The sequence below is a fragment of the Edaphobacter lichenicola genome (assembly GCF_014201315.1).
Taxonomy (GTDB): Bacteria; Acidobacteriota; Terriglobia; order Terriglobales; family Acidobacteriaceae; genus Edaphobacter; species Edaphobacter lichenicola_B.
This window is the reverse complement of the sequence record NZ_JACHDY010000001.1, coordinates 748998-766341: the sequence shown is the minus strand read 5'-3', so window position 1 is coordinate 766341 and position 17344 is coordinate 748998. Positions and strand designations below refer to the sequence as shown.

General features: G+C 59.6%; 16 protein-coding genes. 7 read left to right on the top strand and 9 right to left on the bottom strand.

All coding sequences use genetic code 11. The features are described from left to right. The first annotated feature begins 34 nt into the window (after positions 1-34). The 4 genes from HDF09_RS03220 to HDF09_RS03205 all read left to right on the top strand — a co-directional run bounded on the left by HDF09_RS03220 (position 35) and on the right by HDF09_RS03205 (position 5098). A complete protein-coding gene (locus tag HDF09_RS03220) occupies positions 35-1111 on the top strand; it encodes a CgeB family protein (protein ID WP_183761380.1) in 1077 nt (358 codons plus the stop codon). Beyond that, positions 1108-2646 carry a GMC oxidoreductase gene (locus tag HDF09_RS21080; protein WP_221270060.1) on the top strand — a complete coding sequence of 513 codons (1539 nt, stop codon included), beginning with the start codon at positions 1108-1110 and terminating at the stop codon, positions 2644-2646. Before HDF09_RS03220 ends, HDF09_RS21080 begins: the two co-directional genes overlap by 4 nt. Positions 2647-2673: 27 nt before the next feature. Continuing rightward, entirely contained in the window at positions 2674-3681 is a 1008-nt protein-coding gene (locus HDF09_RS03210) for an aldo/keto reductase (protein WP_183761377.1), read from the top strand. A 166-nt stretch (positions 3682-3847) separates the two neighbouring features. After that, a complete protein-coding gene (locus HDF09_RS03205; RefSeq protein WP_183761374.1) occupies positions 3848-5098 on the top strand; it encodes an Nramp family divalent metal transporter in 1251 nt (416 codons plus the stop codon). A 210-nt stretch (positions 5099-5308) separates the two neighbouring features. On the opposite strand, the gene HDF09_RS03200 is transcribed toward HDF09_RS03205, so the two are convergent. From HDF09_RS03200 to HDF09_RS03180, 5 genes are all read right to left on the bottom strand, one after another. Then, positions 5309-5782 carry a (deoxy)nucleoside triphosphate pyrophosphohydrolase gene (locus tag HDF09_RS03200; protein ID WP_183761371.1) on the bottom strand — a complete coding sequence of 158 codons (474 nt, stop codon included), beginning with the start codon at positions 5780-5782 and terminating at the stop codon, positions 5309-5311. A gap of 52 nt (positions 5783-5834) precedes the next feature. Further along, positions 5835-6557 carry an HAD family hydrolase gene (locus tag HDF09_RS03195; protein WP_183761368.1) on the bottom strand — a complete coding sequence of 241 codons (723 nt, stop codon included), beginning with the start codon at positions 6555-6557 and terminating at the stop codon, positions 5835-5837. A gap of 272 nt (positions 6558-6829) precedes the next feature. Then, positions 6830-7465 carry a LolA family protein gene (locus HDF09_RS03190; protein ID WP_183761365.1) on the bottom strand — a complete coding sequence of 212 codons (636 nt, stop codon included), beginning with the start codon at positions 7463-7465 and terminating at the stop codon, positions 6830-6832. After that, positions 7465-7992 carry a prepilin-type N-terminal cleavage/methylation domain-containing protein gene (locus HDF09_RS03185; RefSeq protein WP_183761362.1) on the bottom strand — a complete coding sequence of 176 codons (528 nt, stop codon included), beginning with the start codon at positions 7990-7992 and terminating at the stop codon, positions 7465-7467. The genes HDF09_RS03190 and HDF09_RS03185 overlap by 1 nt, the downstream gene beginning before the upstream one ends. A 64-nt stretch (positions 7993-8056) precedes the next feature. Next, positions 8057-9373: a M16 family metallopeptidase gene (locus HDF09_RS03180; RefSeq protein WP_183761359.1), complete on the bottom strand. Its 1317-nt coding sequence runs from the start codon at positions 9371-9373 to the stop codon at positions 8057-8059. 137 nt (positions 9374-9510) lie between these two features. Between HDF09_RS03180 and rlmN the strand changes: the two genes are divergently transcribed. Next, on the top strand, positions 9511-10701 hold the full coding sequence (rlmN, locus tag HDF09_RS03175; RefSeq protein WP_183761356.1) for a dual-specificity RNA methyltransferase RlmN: 1191 nt from the start codon (positions 9511-9513) through the stop codon (positions 10699-10701). 277 nt (positions 10702-10978) lie between these two features. Continuing rightward, entirely contained in the window at positions 10979-12016 is a 1038-nt protein-coding gene (locus HDF09_RS03170; RefSeq protein ID WP_183761353.1) for an HNH endonuclease, read from the top strand. 281 nt (positions 12017-12297) lie between these two features. Here the strand turns inward: HDF09_RS03170 and HDF09_RS03165 are convergent, their stop codons facing one another. From HDF09_RS03165 to HDF09_RS03150, 4 genes are all read right to left on the bottom strand, one after another. After that, positions 12298-13404, bottom strand: coding sequence for a gluconeogenesis factor YvcK family protein (locus tag HDF09_RS03165; RefSeq protein WP_183761340.1), 1107 nt, complete (start codon positions 13402-13404; stop codon positions 12298-12300). Between the two features lie 59 nt (positions 13405-13463). Continuing rightward, a complete protein-coding gene (locus HDF09_RS03160) occupies positions 13464-14030 on the bottom strand; it encodes a tetratricopeptide repeat protein (RefSeq protein WP_183761337.1) in 567 nt (188 codons plus the stop codon). A 172-nt stretch (positions 14031-14202) separates the two neighbouring features. After that, positions 14203-14790 carry a DUF4254 domain-containing protein gene (locus HDF09_RS03155; RefSeq protein ID WP_183761334.1) on the bottom strand — a complete coding sequence of 196 codons (588 nt, stop codon included), beginning with the start codon at positions 14788-14790 and terminating at the stop codon, positions 14203-14205. A gap of 87 nt (positions 14791-14877) precedes the next feature. Next, complete coding sequence (locus HDF09_RS03150) at positions 14878-16146, bottom strand: GlcNAc-transferase family protein (RefSeq protein ID WP_260180892.1); 1269 nt, start codon at positions 16144-16146, stop codon at positions 14878-14880. 129 nt (positions 16147-16275) lie between these two features. Between HDF09_RS03150 and HDF09_RS03145 the strand changes: the two genes are divergently transcribed. Then, positions 16276-17343, top strand: coding sequence for a glycosyltransferase family 9 protein (locus HDF09_RS03145; RefSeq protein WP_183761328.1), 1068 nt, complete (start codon positions 16276-16278; stop codon positions 17341-17343). Position 17344: the final 1 nt, after the last annotated feature.

The window sequence follows — 17344 nt, the reverse complement described above, 5'->3', positions numbered from 1 at the left end:
AGACATCGTGTCACAAAAGGAAACGCCGCATCGCATGAAGATCCTGTACGCCACCGGCCTCTCACCAAACGACACCTCCCTCTATCGCCTCTGGGCATTGGAGCGCCTCGGACACCAGGTCATTCCCTTCAACGTCTTCGACTACGAATCCAGAAATCCTGTCCTACGCAAGGTAAACCAGCGCCTCGTCATCGGACCTTCCGTAACACGGCTCAATACGGATCTGATCAAAATCGCAGAAGCAGAAAAACCAGACGTCCTCTGGACCGATAAGCTCCTCTACATACGGCCTCGAACGCTGGACCGAATGCGCGTCATGAGCATCGCGACGGTCAGCTACATGATCGACAACCCCTTCGGAACCCGCCAGGATCCAGGCTGGCGCATGTACATGAAGGACATCCCCCACTACGACCTCCACGTCGTCCAGCGCGACCAGAACATCCTCGACTACAAATCGCGTGGCGCGCGCGACGTCATCAAGATTCAGACCGCCTACGAACCCACGCTGCAGTTCCCGCCGCCGGAGGGCTGGTCCGACGCCGACAGAAACCGCGAGGTCTCCTTCATCGGCACCCCCTACGACGACCGCGCCCAAACCCTCACGCGGCTCTGGCGCGACTGCGGCTTTCCCGTCGTCATCTCCGGCAACCCCCGCCAGTGGGGCCGCGCCATGGAGCCCAGCGCCTACAAAGCCCTCTTCAACGGCGGCGAACTCTTTCGCGACGAGTACCGCGAAGGCATCTGGAGATCCAAAATCAACCTCAGCTTCATCACCCACTCCAACTGCGACGAGTTCGTGCACAAGAGCTTCGAGATCGCCGGTTGCGGAGGCTTCCTGCTCGCCGAGCGCTCCGACGGCCACATGCAGCGCTTCAAAGAAGACGAGGAGGCGGTATTCTTCACCGGATTCGAAGAGCTAGCCGCAAAGATTCGCCGCTACCTGCCCGACGAGGCATCGCGGAACCGCATCGCAGCAGCTGGCTGCATCCGCGCGGCACGCGACGGCTACTACAACGACCGGCAGGTCGAGCTCATCGTCGAGCGCGCCCAATCAATCATCGAAAAATTGAAGCCCTCTACCAAAACAGCGCACGCAGGCAGTCGGTGATTCACGATCTCCTCCACGAGTCGCCTGCCGTCCTCGCCGCGGACCTCTGCATCGTCGGCGCCGGAGCCGCAGGCATCACCCTCGCAGTAGAGTCCGCGCGAAGGGGCAAAAAAGTCCTCCTTCTCGAAGGCGGCGGCGCAACCCGCGAAGACTCCTCGCAGGCCCTCTACCACAGCGAGATCACCGGCCTCCCCCACCGTGGCATCCACACCGGACGCATCCGCGTAAAAGGAGGAACTACAGTCCGTTGGGGAGGCCAGATCCTCGAGCTCGACGCCCTCGACTTCACCCCCCGGCCCGGCGTCCCCGAAAGCGGTTGGCCATTCGCAAAGTCCACGTTGACCTCCTTCTACGAGCGCGCTCTCGCCCTCGAGGGGCTAGCCAAAGTCGAACGCAGCGACGCAGAGGTCTGGAAAGATCTCAACCTGCCCTTCACCCAGTTCGAAGATCTCGAAGCCTACCTCTCGCGCTGGTGTCCCGAACCAAACTTCGCCCGCCTCCATCACAAGACACTCAGGGAGCATCCCAACATTCACCTCTGGCTTCACGCCAGCGCAGTCGAGTTGATAACCGAAGGCACCGCCGCAACCGGCCTTCGCGCGAGCACCCTCACCGGCATCGAAGCCATCTTCCGTGCGCCCAGCTACATCTTCGCCCTCGGCGGAATCGAGAGCTCGCGCTTCTTCCTCCAGCCTCGCCCCGGCGGTCTACCCTGGAACCGCTCCGGCCTCCTCGGCCAGCACTTTCAGGATCACATCGACTGCAACGCCGCCGCCATCGAGCCGCTCGACCCGAAGCGCTTCCACGACACCTTCGATCCCATCTTCGCCCACGGCTTCAAATACCTCCCCAAACTCCGCCTCCTCCCGCGCGCACAGGCCGCCCACAGCACCCTCAACATCGGCTCCACCATGTCTTTCGAAGACACCGGCAAAGCTCGCGGCCAGGCGAAATCAACCATCCGGAACCTCATGCGCGGACGCTTCAGCGAGGTAACCCGCGACAACCTCCGCCACACCGCAAATCATCTCCCCATGCTCGTCCACCAGGGCTGGCGTTACAAGGTTCAACGCCGCGCCTACAGCCCACCCGAGGTCCGCATCTTCCTCCGCGTCCACTGCGAGCAGGAGCCAACCTCCCGCAGCAGCATCACCCTCACCGATCAGCGCGACCCCCTCGGCCTCCTCCGAATCCGCTTCGACTGGCAGATCTCCGAAAGGGAACTGGAGACTATCCGGCAGTATGTCCTCATAGCCCAGCGCGCCCTCGCCGGCGTAGCCCGCATCCTCCCCAACGAAGACCTCCTCTCCGGCAGCCCAAACTTCCTCACCCGCTGCGACGACAGCAACCACCACATGGGCGGCATGCGCATGTCCCCCTCCGACGCCACCGGCATCGTCGACACCGACCTCCGCCTCTACGGCCTCACCAACACCTACATCTGCAGCTCAGCCGTCTTCCCCAGCTCCGGCTTCTCCAACCCCACCCACACCGTCCTTGCCCTGGCCCTGCGCCTCAGCGATCATCTCAGCTAATCTCTTCAGGGAACAAAACGGAGGCCAATGGAGAAGATTGCACTCGGAGATACCGGTCGCACCACCACTCCCCTGGGCTTCGGCTGCTCCAGCCTGATGGGCGCGATGGGCCGCCGCGACTCCCTCGCCATCCTCGAATCCGCCTACGACGCCGGCATCCGCCACTTCGACGTCGCTCCCATGTACGGCTACGGCGAAGCCGAGAGCTGTCTCGGCGAGTTCCTCCAGCGCCATCGCGACCACGTCACCGTCACCACCAAGTACGGAATCCCCCCAACAAAAAAATCGCCGTTCCTATCGCTCGCCCGCCGCGTAGCCCGACCCATCCTCAAAGCCGTTCCCAGCGCGAAGCACCGTCTCGCGCAAGCCGCCAGTGCCGCCAAGCGCACCAGCGAGAGGGCCACCTTCACCCCGCAGCAAGCCAAAGCCTCCCTCGAACGCAGCCTCGCCGCCCTTCGCACCGATCACATCGACCTATGGCTGCTCCACGAAGTCTCAGCCGCCGACCTGCGCGACGAAGCCCTCCTAAGCTTTCTCGAAGAGCAGGTGCAGCAAGGAACCGTCGGCTCCTTCGGCATAGGCAGCAGCGCCGACAAGATCCCCACCCTCCTCGCCCAGCATCCCGCCTACTGCCGCACCCTCCAGTACGAGTGGTCCGTCCTGGACCCCGAAGTAGACCCTGAAATAAATCCAGAAGCAGACTCCGAAGCTGCGGCATCCCCAACATCGCCCTTCCGCATCCATCACCGCTCCCTTACCGAAAACTTCCGCTCACTGCATCGCACCCTATCCGAAGACAAACAGCTATGCCAACGTTGGTCCGCATCCACGAACATCGACCTCAGCAACCCCGAACAACTCGCCCACCTCATGCTAAAAGCCGCGCTAGTCATGAATCCCAGGAGCGTCATCCTCTTCTCCTCAAAAAATCCCATCCACATTCAAGCCAACGCGAAGATAGCCGAAGACCGCGCCCTGGAAGCCCCCGCAAGACAGCTCCACCACCTCGTACAGACCGATCGTAACCAGCTGTAGCCAGCATCGGCATGCCCAGCAGGTGCAAGCTGGATACCGCTCCAAAAGGACCGCCTCCTACCCCAACGCCCAAACATCAAGATGAGCTAACCTGATAAAGGCGAGCCGATAGGTTCCTCAAAACAGCACAAACTTCCACCCACACCTGTCCACACAAGGATCAGCAATGAGCCCCTGGCGCACCTGGAGAACCCGACTCATTCTCATCTTCGCCGTGCTCGGCCCCGGCTTCATCACGGCCAACGTGGACAACGACGCCGGCGGCATCCTCACCTACTCCGCAGCCGGCGCGCAGTTCGGCTACACGCTCCTCTGGACGATGCTCCCCATCACCCTCGCCCTCATCGTCGTGCAGGAGATGTGCGCCCGCATGGGCGTCGTCACCGGCAAAGGCCTCAGCGACCTCATCCGCGAAGAGTTCGGCCTCCGCATCACCTTCCTCATCATGATCCTGCTCATCGTGGTGAACTTCACCAACGTCGTCACCGAGTTCTCCGGCATCGCCGGCAGCATGCAGCTCTTCCACATCTCCAAATACGCCAGCGTCCCCGTCTGCGCCTTCATCGTCTGGATATTAGTGGTCAAAGGTGACTACAAGAGCGTCGAAAAGATCTTCCTCATCGCCAGCGTCTTCTACATCGCCTACATCATCACCGGTGTACTCAGCGGCCCCGACTGGCACCTCGCCCTCGTCGAAACCGTCAAGCTGCCCCCACGCAACGTCTGGTCCGACAAGGACTACGTCTACACCACCGTCGCCGTCATCGGCACCACCATCACCCCCTGGATGCAGTTCTACCTGCAATCCTCCATCGTCGAAAAAGGCGTCAGCGTTCGCCAGTACAAGGCCTCAAGGCTGGATGTCATCATCGGCTCCATCTTCACCGACATCGTCGCCTGGTTCATCGTCGTCGCCTGCGCCGCAACCCTCTACACCCACGGCATCCGCCACATCGCCGACCCCTCCGACGCCGCCGGAGCGATGAAGCCCCTGGCCGGTCAGTACGCCTTCATTCTCTTCGCGGCCGGCCTCTTCAACGCGTCCCTCTTCGCCGCCTCCATCCTGCCCCTCTCGACCGCCTACACCGTCTGCGAAGGCCTCGGCTTCGAGAGCGGTCTGGACAAGAGCTTCAGCGAAGCGAAGTTCTTCTACTGGCTCTACAGCGTGCTGCTCTTTGCCGGCGCTGCCATCGTCCTGATCCCGAACTTTCCACTTGTCAAATTCAGCATCCTCTCGCAGGTGCTCAACGGCGTTCTCCTACCCCTGGTTCTCGTCTTCATGCTGAATCTGATCAACAAGCACGACCTCATGGGCAAATACACCAACAAGCGCTGGTTCAACGTCATCGCCTGGACGACGGTCATCATCGTCACCTCGCTCTCACTCATCCTGGTCTGGAACACCCTCCACGGCTAGGCATCTCCCCGCGTTTTTTGTTGTCATTCCGAGCGAAGCCCAGGAATCTGCTTTCGTTTTTGTGGTTGTGATTCCACATCCTGAGCAGGACGGTTGCTCTTGTATTTGCTGTCGTCCTGAGCGCAGTGAAGGATCTCCGAAACACTACACCCACCCCTATCGCTCGAACCTTTTCACCCAAACACCGCTCAAAGCTGACAGCTCAGAGCGCTACAACAACTTCCCCTCAGACAGATCCCGAATCAACCCAAGATCAGCAGCCAGAAAATCGTATCCCGGCAGCTCTGTCAAAGGCGCCCACCGCATGTCGTTGAAGATCCGATTCTCCAGCGCACCATCGAACTCCCGCACCACGAAGAACTGAAGATCGATCGCGCCGCCATTGCGGTACTTGTGCCTCACCCGCGCCACCCGCCGCCCAATAATAGCCGTAATCCCCAACTCCTCATTCAGCTCGCGAGCCAGAGCACCCTCCGACGTCTCACCGGCTTCGATCTTCCCCCCAGGAAACTCCCACTTCAGGCTCATCGGCTGGTCCGGCTTTCGCTGGCAGATCAGCACCTCCAGCCCCCCCCCGCCTTCACCCGCATCCCCACGCAAAATCAACGCCGCCACCACCAATCGAAGCGGTTTTTGCACTGCGGTTTCAGCATGCTCTTCGAGTTTGCGAATCGGCTCTCTCACCTGACTACAGATTAGACGATATTCGCAGTCCAAAAGCTTCTATTCACTTTACTTAGGCCGGACGCACCGCCGCCGGATAGTAAACCGGCCAGCCCTCCTGCGCGCTCCGCTCCACCAAAGCCGCGCTCGGGTTCACCGGAAACGCCCGCTTCGCAATCGCCAGCATCGCCGCGTCATGGACCGAGTTTCCAAACACCGCATCGGGTGCCGTCACCCCGGCCCGCTTGAGCGATGCAACCTTACCCTCATCCGTCGGGACATCCAGAATCACGTCCGTCATCACGCCGTCCTTCACCTGCACCCGCGCCGCCAGCGCCCGTTCCGCCGGAATGCCAAACCGCTTGACTCCCTCTTCAATGACCCAGTTATTGGTCGAACTGACCGCCCAGATCTCCACGCCCTTCGCGCGAAGTTCCCCCACCAGCTCCCTCATCTCGGCAAAGATATTCGGCTCAATCTGGCTGGCAAAGAAGTTCTTCGCCGCCCGCCGCATCTCGTCCTCGCGCAGGCGCTGGTACATCTGCACCATCTCCCCGCAGATGGCCACCTCAGAGACCTCGCCCTTCAGGTATCCCCTATATCGCGAGTCGATCCAGTCCGTCATCTCACGCGAGACCAGCCCCGTCTCGATCGTCCACTTCATAAACGAAGACCCGGCATCCCCCGACCACAGCGTCCCGTCGCAATCAAAGACTGCAACCGAGGGAGAGAGCGAAGCAACAGCCGAATGAAACTCCGAGGTACTCAGGCGACTCACTGAAACAACATGGCTCACAATCTATCTCTACTTTTCTGCGCATCTCGCGCGCGCGTTCAACGACAAATTCGACTTGAAGATTGTCATCATTTTACTACCGTCTGCTCAGCGAAACCCGTCTTGTCCCGCTTCGCTAACTCGATTTACATCTGGTTTTAATCTGCTTTTTTTGATGCGCGAATCTCAAGTCGCGACCAACGGGAGCGCCATCCGAAGGGGTATACCCGTCACGAAGTGACCGCACTCCGCGCAGGAGGCCCGTCCGGCAGGACATCCGCACCAAAATTCGACTAGATCGGCGGCAACCCTTCCACCACACTCACCCCATCCGGTGGAACAAAAACAAAGTCCGCATCCTTCACAGGCACATTCTCCTGCATCCCGGTAAACGCGAACTCCGTGACCGCCCCATCCACCTCTTCCAGCTTCATTCGCTCAATCGCCCCGCCCGCAGTCACCCAAAGAGACAGCAGCTTTACCCTCTGCGCCATCCCCTTCGGCACACCCGAGATCCGAAAACCCGCCCCATCCGCCACCACAGCCAGGCTATCCAGCTCCTTCTTCAGCTGCGTATGCCCCAGCAGAAATCGCAACGGCGACCGCAGATCATCCAACTGCTTCGCTGGCACCCGCGTAGCCTGAGCATCGCCCGGCGTATAAAACCACGCAAACTTCCCATCCAGCACAAACACCTTGCCCACCGGAGCAGCATAACTCCACCGCATCCGCCCCGGCTTCTTCAGCAGCAGCGTGCCCTCTTCCGTGCGGTTCATCCCCATCCCCGCGTAGCTCTCGGTGTAATGAGCGCGCAGGGAACTGAGATGGTTGTAGTGATCATCCACCTTACGCACCAACGCGTCGTTCTCCTGCGCAACCAGCAGCGGAGCGCAGCAAAACGACGCGAACAGCAGAGCCTTAGCCAGCATTACTGAATGGGCTGTGTGCAGTTGGTTCCACCCGCCGGGTCGTAGCGGATCGTATTGTTCTCATCCGTGCAGAAGCCGCGATCACCGGTCTTTCCAATCGAGTTCGGAACCGCCGTAATCTCAAACGAGGTATACATATCCTGATTGTTTACCGTCACCTTCGTGCAATTGGTGATGGCGAACGTATACCCGGCCTTCTGCCCGCTCGCCAGATCCGGCGTAATCAGTTGTGCCGACTGCGACGTAGGCGCGCCCGACTTCGGATCCCCACCCAGCGTAGCCAGAGAGCACGAAAATCCATTCGCCGGATAAGCCGAGTTGTACTGCAGCTCCGCCTGCCCAATCGTCCGCAGCGACTGCACTGCCGACGTCTCCTGCGCCTGCTTCCTCAGCTTCAACAGCTGCGGCACCGCAAGCGTCATCAGGATCAGCATCACCGACATCACAATCAGCAGTTCGATCAGCGTAAATCCATCTTCGTTCGGTCGTCCCTCGAGCCCTGCGCGCAATCGGTCCCGTACATTCATTGTCTTTATCAATCCTCGGCAATTCTGTATCTCTACCACCGAACAAATCTATCAGCAGCGAGACCTAGCAGGCCAAATCTTCCCGCTCGATCTTCATCGTCCCAAGATTTCCCAGCAGCGTCAACGCCATCGTCTCCGGCTTGAACAGCTCCTGCGCCAGCTCCTGCACGTCGACCGTGGATACCGCTTCGATCTCGTGCATAATCTCATCCACGCCGGAAAATCTGCCGAAGTACATCTGCTGCCGCGCCAGATTCGCCATCCTGCTGCCCGAGCTCTCCAGCCCAATCACCATATTGCTCTTCAGCTGATCCTTGGCCCGCTTCAACTCCACCTCGCTGACCGTCTCTTCCTTCAGACGCCGCAACTCCTGCAGGGTAAGCTGCAACACCTCCTGCGTCTTGTCCACCGAGGTCCCCGCATACACGCACAGCGAGCCCGTATCCCGAAACGGGTTCATCTCCGAGTAGATCGAATACGCCAGCCCCCGATCCTCGCGAATCGTCTGGAACAGCCGCGAGCTCATCCCGCCGCCCAGCATCGTATTCATCAGGTACACCACATACCGCCGCGAATCGTTCACCGGAGGCGCCGGCATCCCCAGACACAGCTGCACCTGCTCCAGAGACTTCTTCCTCTTCAGCGTAATGTGCGGCGTAGCCCTCGGCGCCGCCACCTTCTCCGGAACGCTGTCCCCGCTGGCCGCCAGTGAGCCGAACTCCCGCTCCACCTGGCCCACAAAAGCATCATGCTCCAGGTTTCCCGCCGCCGAAAACACCATATTCCGCGGAGTAAACTGCCCCGCATAAAAGTTCAGCAGAGTCTGCTGATCGAAGCTCGAAACCGTCTTCGCCGTCCCCAGGATTGGCCTTCCCAGCGCATCGCCCTTCCAGAAGTTCTGCGTCCACACCTCGTGCACCAGATAGTCGGGGTTATCCTCGTCCATCTTGATCTCTTCCAGAATCACGCCCTTCTCCCGCTCCACATCCTCCGGCGCAAACGTCGGGTGCAGCACCAGGTCCGACAGCACATCCAGCGCCGGCGCCACATTCTCATCCAGCACCTTGATGTTGAAGCAGACCGTCTCCTTCCCCGTAAACGCGTCCAGATTGCCCCCGATCGTATCCACCTCCCGGGCAATCTGCTGCGCCGACCGCGAGGTCGTACCCTTGAACACCATATGTTCGACGAAGTGCGAGACCCCGTTCACCCCAGCCGTCTCGTCCCGCGAACCAGAGCCCACCCAGGCTCCCATCGAGACGCTCCGCACGTGCGGCATGCTCTCGGTCAGCACCAACAGGCCATTCGACAACACAGTCTTCCTGATGTTGCGCGTGGCAGTCTTCGTAATTGCGGCATCATCTACTAGCGTTACAGACATGAGACTCCTTCAGACTCCATTGTTTCACAGCGCCACCTGCGCCATCTTTTGTACCTATCGGAGTAGACTTATATAGATGCTCCAGCACGTCATCACGATCTTCGATTCAAAGTAACATACCTAATAAGCATAATAAAATGAATGAAATAATAAACTTATCTAATCCGATAGTTGAGGCACAACCTCTCTTCGGCGCCTCCCTCCAGGAGCTGACCGGTCTGATGGAGAACCTCGGTCAGCCCCCCTACCGGGCACGTCAGCTTTATGAGGCCCTCTACGCCCAGCGCACCCCCTCGCTCGACCAGATCACCACACTCCCGGCAACCCTACGCACCACCCTGAGCTCCGCAGGCTACACCGTAGGTCTGCCAGAACTCCTCCAGACCGCCCGCTCCATCGACGGCACCGAGCGCTACCTCGTCCGCATGGCCGACGGCGAGACCGTCGAGACCGTCTGGATGCCCGGAGGCGACGGAGGCGAGCGCGGCGACGGAACCCAGGCCGCCGAAGAAGAAGAGCACCCCACCCACGATGACGACGACTACAAGCGCGCCACCATCTGCATCTCCAGCCAGGTAGGCTGCGCCGTCAACTGCCAGTTCTGCCTCACCGCCAAGCTGGGCATCCGCCGCAACCTAACCCCAGGCGAGATAGCCGGCCAGGTAGCCGCCGTCCTCAACCGTCACAAGGTCGAAGTAGGCCGCGACAGAATCAATTTGGTCTTCATGGGCATGGGCGAACCCTTCCTGAACTACGCCGCCTTCATGGACGCCGTCCGTCTCCTCACCGGCCCCATGAGCATCCCCGAGTCCCGCATGACCGTCAGCACCTCCGGCATACTCCCCGGCATTCAGCAGTTCGCCAGCGAGACCATCCGCCCCAAGCTGGCCGTCAGCCTCAACGCCTCCAACGACGTCGTCCGCGAGTCCATCATGCCCATCACCCGCAAGTGGAACATCGCCGCGCTCCTCGAAGCCATCTCCGCCGTCCCGCTGCGCCCCCGTGAGCGCGTCACCTTCGAGTACGTCCTCCTCGGAGGCATCAACGACCAGCGCCAGCACGCCGACGAGCTCATCGCGCTCTTGAAGAATCTCCGCGCCAAATCTCAGGCAAAGATCAACCTGATCGTCTGGAACTCAGGCCCCGACATGCCCTTCCACGAGCCGACCCCGCAGGACGTAGGTATCTTCCAAAAGCGCCTCCGCGACGGCGGCATCCCGGCCTTCATTCGCAAGCCCCGCGGCCGCGACATCTACGCCGCCTGCGGCCAACTCAAGCGAACCCTCGAGTCCCCGCCTCCCACGCCCCTCGTCGAGATCGCTCTCTAACAGATCCCAACATTGCGCCTAAGATAGGATGTAGAACCTGAGATGGGATGTAGACCATCCGCCCGTACAGTTCCGCCTTTATTGTTCCCACCCCACCCTCAAAACTCGTCATCTCGACCGAAGCTGTTCACAGTCTCATCGTGAACAGCGCAGTGGAGAGACCCCCGTATTTCGCCTTTTGGCTGCGGCCTGCCTATAGGTATAACTTCAAGAAACGGAATTTTATGTACGCTAACGATTCGGGGGCAGTGCCACAAATGCGAGATAATGCTTCGTCATGGCTGGTAGAGAAAGAAACGATTTGGAAGAGGCAGGATGGTATAGGGTAAATCCCGGCAAATACCGTCATGACTGCAATGCGATAGTGCTGAAGAACGGGAATGCGTGGCTAGCGATGACCGCAGCCGGAAAACTAATTTCGAAGCACAGGACAGCGGCGTTGGCAGCTGGCCGTCTTGAAGACCGTGATCCCGACTTCTGGAGCATAGGCGGCCTCGGAGCATACGGCCAGTGCGGTGGCCTTTCGTTCAGGCGCGCAGAGTTCGACCGTGAATGCAAGATCTATGGCTTTGTCTTTCACTTGCCGAAACGCAGTGACTTCCCAAGATTTTTAACTCCAATCTTCAAGAGTCATATGTTTGGGCAAGCGCTTTGCGTGAAATGCGCATCCCCAATGACCAGTCTTAGCTTCCGCTCTCTGTCTGTAGTGAATTCCTATAGGAAATCTCGGGCCGATGCAGAGGATTTCATCGCCTGTGAATGCGGCAATCCCGTTTGGGTTTTGCACTCCTCACGCTATTTGCAAGCTGAGGGTCGGATGTATATTTACGAGCGATTACAACGTCGCAGGAAGAGCCTTTCGTTAGCGGGCGGGAAACATACTGTCGCGGAGACCCGCCAGATACTTACACTCCAAAGGAATCGTTGCATCTATTGCAATGTTCAGTTTTCCAATGAAGTGAAATGGACCAAAGATCATCTGCTGGCGGCGAATTATGGGGGTTCGAACTGGGCGCTCAATCTTGTATTGGCGTGCAAATCATGTAATTCCCGCAGAGGAGACATCCCGTTCCGGACCTACTGCAAACTCCTCGGCCGTATCCAGAACCAACGGATAATGATGCATCTCAAGCGCAGGGTGAGGGCGATAGACTTCGATAGCTTAGCCGACGGTGCCTTCAGTTCCTTTCATACCGGCCTTGAGCTCCACGACCCAAAGCATAGTCGACTCAAAATGATCTTGAGAGACTCTGCAACAGCTCGTCGCAACGCCAAAACCAACAAGCTCCTGCCACGCAGTGGATCACTCATCTAGAAATGATTTGCAGCCCGATTGGTGTCAGCTCAACAAACATAATTAGTGGCTACGCCGCGCTGAATCTAGCTGTCAACCCCCAAAACGCCCAAACTCCTTGCCAGCCAAGCACATACACCTGGCGCATGAGTTTCCCTCCACTCGCTATACTGGATACAGAAGGAAGTGATGCCCCGGCCAAAAGCCGGGGCATCTCATTTCAACCATTAAGCAAGGAGAAGTCCAGACCTAAACCATTATCTTCGAAGACTTTGCACACATTAAGTACGGGGAGGGGGTACCTACCCCACACCCGAAACCGCCACCGGACGCTCCATCCCCAGCTCCAGCAGCCGCTCCGCCAAAAGGTCATAGTCATGCCGCAACACATCGCCCTCATGGACAAAGTTGCCCATCACCGGCTCCACCCCCAGCGCCCGAACGCGCTCCAGGTCCGCCACGATCGGCTGTTGCCCCTCACGCGCATACTGTTCCAGCCGCGCCGCCGAGATATCCCCCGTATTGATCAGCGCATAGTCGAAGATTGGAACCTTGACCCCACCCGCATGCTGCATGATCTTCTCGATATGCTGAGAGGCTGTCAGCCCCAGCGACTCGTTGGCCTGCGTCATCAGATTGCACACAAACACCTTGGTAGCCCGCGACGCCGACAGCGCCTCCGGGATGCCGCGAACCAGCATGTTCGTGATCAGCGAAGTGTAAAGCGACCCCGGCCCCAGAGTGATCAGGTCAGCATTTGCAATAGCCTCCAGCGTCTGCGGCAGAGGATCGGCAGTCTCCGGCTCCAGCCGCAGCTCCACGATGCTGCGCTTACTGGCCGTAATATTGGTCTCCCCCCGCACCAGCGAGCCATCGTCCATATCCGCCGCCAAGGTCACGTTCGTATTCGTAGCAGGGAAGATCTTCCCCCGCGCGGCCAGAATCTGCGAGGACATCTGCACCGCCTGGGCAAAGTCTCCCGTGATGTGCGAGAGCGCGGCCACAAAGAGGTTGCCGAAGCTATGCCCCTCCAGCTCGCCATGCTCGAAGCGATACTGAAACAGCCGCGACAGAAGATGCTCATCCTCCGAGAGCGCGACCATGCAGTTCCGGATGTCCCCCGGCGGAAGCATCTTGAAGTCCTCGCGCAGACGCCCCGACGAGCCGCCATCGTCGGTCACCGTCACCACCGCCGAAAGCTCCCGAATAATGCAGTGCGACTCAGGGCAGGGCGGCGTAGGAGCCCGTTCGACCCGCGCAGACTCTCCCAGCCGAATCCCTCTCCTCCGGTCCGGAGTCACCACGTACCGCTTCAGCCCCCGCAGCAGCGTCGACAACCCCGTGCCGCCGCCAATGGCAACCACGCGCAGGTCTTTCTCTTTCGATTCGGTCAGCTTCCGCAACGACATGCGCAGGTTCTCCTACACCAGCCTAAACGAAGCGCAGTAGACCTGGAGCAAGTTCGTAGTTATGCTTCGGGATACAGCAGCTCCGTAAAGCGCGGATCGTCGGCCATATCCTGAAAGTCCGAGTCTGCCCGCGCCTGGATTCTGTTCCGTGGATTCTGTCGGATCGCCTCGGTCAGATGCTCCAGGCAGTGATGCGAGTCCCCCGTCATGCTCGCCAGCACCGCCAGACCGTAGAAGGCATAATCCGCCTTCTCGTTCTCCTTCAGGATCAGGTGGAAGTGCTCCCGCGCATCTTCGTAGTGTCCGTCGTTCAGCAGAGAGATGGCGTAGTCATATTGTTCTTCGCAGTTGGAAAAGGCATTCTTTCCCTTGGTCATCTGCTGCGCGCAAGCCGTCGAGTACATGCGGACCCGGTCGCTCAGTTCGCCCGCCCCGGCGGCCAGCATCTTGTCGAACGCCGCGTGCGCCTTGTCGTACTTCCCCTCCTGCATCAGCCGCAGCGCAACTTCATAGTGAGCCACCAACTGCGCGCGCGCATTGTCGTTTGTCTGAGGAATGGTTCCAGCGAGTGTGCGTGGAGCACGCTTTGTTGCAGTAGGTACAGTTGCAGTCTTTGTCTGAGCCATCGTCATTCCTGTCGCCTAAGGCGTTTCTGAGCTCTCCCATTCTAACGGGTGCTCATTTGGTTTGTTCTCGTGTCGGTTTTATACGCAGACCTGGCCGTAAGGTCAACCCCACCTCAGTGCAGTGCAACTGAAGCCCGTCTCTATCGTGCGAGTCTCGATCACACTGCAACGGTTATCCCCGCCCATACACCGCCGGGTTCAACTCAGGGTCGTTATACATCTTCATCTGTCGATAGAGCTTAAACCGTCGCCTGCCCGCCAGCACCTCGCTCCACAGCACATCCAGGCAGCCTGCCAGATCCTCGCGCTGCTCCACCAGCAGCGCCAGCCGCCCCACATTGCGCGAGCGATGCTCCTCGGTCGCGCTCCCCCTGTGCGCCTCCTCCCGCGTGTGGTAAATCTTCAACGCCAGAATGGAGAGTCGATCAATCATCAGCCCCGGCGTCTCCGAGTGCAGGGGAGCCACCGGATCCTGCTCCAGCCGCTCCATCAGCCACAGATCCATCTTCTCTACCAGATCGTTCCGGCGCTGGTTTAACGCATCGATCGCATGCTTCACCCGCACGATCTCCGCATCAGGCACCCCAGGAACCCGCGCCTTATCCTCCTCATGCCAGAGCTCGAAGTTAGCCCGGTGCTGCGCCATCGCCAGCGCCATCAAGCCATCAGCTCCCGTTTCGAACGCCACCTCGTTCTCAGTCTCATGCAGGGCCGCTGTCATCTCGTCCTGCATCCGGATTATCAAAAGTGCATCGAGCATAGGCCTCCTCCCAACCAAAGACTTTACCAGTAGTAGCGGTCAGGGTCGTAACCACTCGAAGGCACTGCAACAGCTTAAGCCAGAAGTTTATTCAGTGTCGTCTTCGAGGACGATCGCATAATCCTCATCGCCCAGGGTGCCTTCAATCCTGTTCAGCCATCCCAGCGAACGGCTCACCGGCCACACCGTCCAAGCCGCCGGAATCGCCCCAGACTCGAACTCGCAAACCAGAACGATCTTCGATTCGCCGCTCGGAAGCTTGGCAAGCTGTGACTGCGGAATATCTTGACGATAGATCTCAGCGCCGCTCTCATCCTTCACCCCGACATACCAGAACTCGGGATCGTCGAGCGCAGCAGCAGGCAGTGCCGCGCGATCAAACGTGATCCGCACCATCCACGGAAATATCTGTCCGGCCCAGTCGGCAGCAGCCTCGGGATTCGGTGGCTCCCCACCCCGCACCGTGTAATCCTGAGCCTTTCGCAGGTTGAACGAAAGTCCCGCATAAGCCTCATACTCCTCAAGGCTCCGCGCCGATCCCAATCCATAGCTCTCCACAGGCTGTCCCGCAAGCAGCCGTAGAACCTTCTCCTTGCTGCGCAAGTCCAGTTCATGCCACACGAGACCGGCCTTGTCCTCAGTATGCTCAGTGTGATCGCCCCAGTGCTTAGGCGCGGTCGACCTGCCGTAGTCATGCCAGACGATCGTCTCCTGCGGATGAAACAGGTCATATCCGCTGGTGAAGGCGCGCAGCGTCATCGCCGTCTCCTCCCCCAGAAAATACAACTCAGGATCGTATCCAATCTCTTCCACAAAAGTGCCCTGCGCAAACATAAATCCCGCCGAAAGAAATCGCGCCCGTCGCGGCTTCGTCAGGTTCTGCCAATCCGCTATCGCTAGAGGCTTCATATGCGGAATACCATCCTCGGTGAATCCCTGAAAGACCATCTGCAGCGGCCCATCCACCAACACCTCGTCGCCACCAGGCGTAAACGGCGAGGCATACGTGCTCAAGATCGGCTTAGCGCTCCCTGTCTGCCCCATCTCGTCGAGCAGCTTCGCATCCCAATCCCAAGCAAACCGGCAGTGCGAGTCCACCTGCAAAAACCAGTCCTCGCCCCGCCACAGCTTCATCACCTCGGAGCGCGCCCAGCAGGCCCCCTTACTCTCCCGCCAGTCAACAGCAAGTATTCTGAAGCAGTCGTCATTGCGAAAGGGAAGCGTATCTTTTTTGGGATCGTGTTGCCAACAAATCCCAAAGCGCAGCCGTTCAGGCTGGCGAGCCTTCGCGATGCAGTCTTCCATCGTAGGAACCAGCTGCGGATCGCGATACGTAGCGATCGAGACAAAAATCAAGTGATTCGCTTCGTTCAAACCCACGTACCTCGCCCCCACATTCCTAGCCCGATCAGGCTAACAGGCTCCTCCTGCCCCTTTCGTCCTATTTGCGGTAACTCCCGGAACCAAGCAGACTAGACAGAGACAATGGCAACCTCCCCAAAACGGGTCCTGATCTACCGCCTCGGCAGCCTCGGCGACACCCTCATCGCACTCCCCGCCCTGCACCTCGTAGCCCGCGCCTTCCCGCAGGCCGAACGCCGCATCCTCACCAACTTCCCCGTCAATGTCAAAGCCCCGCCCGCCGCCGCCATCCTAGAAAACAGCGGCCTCGTCCACGGCTACTTTCGCTACGTCGTCGGTATGCGCAGCCCACGCGAGCTAATCTCTCTCTGGTGGCAGCTCCTCCTCTGGCGCCCGGAAGTTTTGGTCTATATGGGATCCGCCCGCGGAGTAGAGTCAGCGCGCCGCGACGAAAAGTTCTTCCGTCTCTGCGGAATAAAGCGACTCATCGGCGTCCCCCTCACCGACGACATGCAGCAGAACCGCTGGGAGAAACTCACCCAGGCTCTCGAACCAGAGGGAGCGCGCCTCACCCGCAATCTCGCCGAGTTGGGAGACGCTCAACTCGACAACGCCGCAAGCTGGGACCTCCGCCTCACCTCCGACGAGCACGCCCGCGCCAAACAAGCTCTCGCCCCTGCCGCAGCCCTGCCCGTCATAGCGGTCAGCGTAGGAACCAAAGTTCAATCGAAGGACTGGGGCCGGGAAAACTGGCGTGCACTCCTGCAACACCTTGCTGCCCTCTACACCGACCACGCTCTGGCCCTCTGCGGAGCCCTCGAAGAGGCCGAAGCCAGTAACTTCGCAGCCGACGGCTGGAAGCAAAACTCCTCGAAACCCGTCATCAATCTCTGCGGCATCCTTACTCCGCGCGAGAGCGCCGCCGTCTTCGCCCAGTCTCAAATGTTCATCGGTCACGACAGCGGCCCCATGCACCTCGCCGCAGCCGTTCAAACCCCGTGCGTCGCCATCTTTGCCGCCCGCAACAAGCCTCGCGTCTGGTTCCCCTACGGCAAGCAGCATCGCGTCGTCTACCACCAGACCGACTGCTGGGGCTGCGGCCTCGAAACCTGCATCGTCGAAAGAAAGAAGTGCCTCACCTCCATCACGGTCGACGAGGTGATCACCGAGGTTCGCGCCATCCTCGATTAGC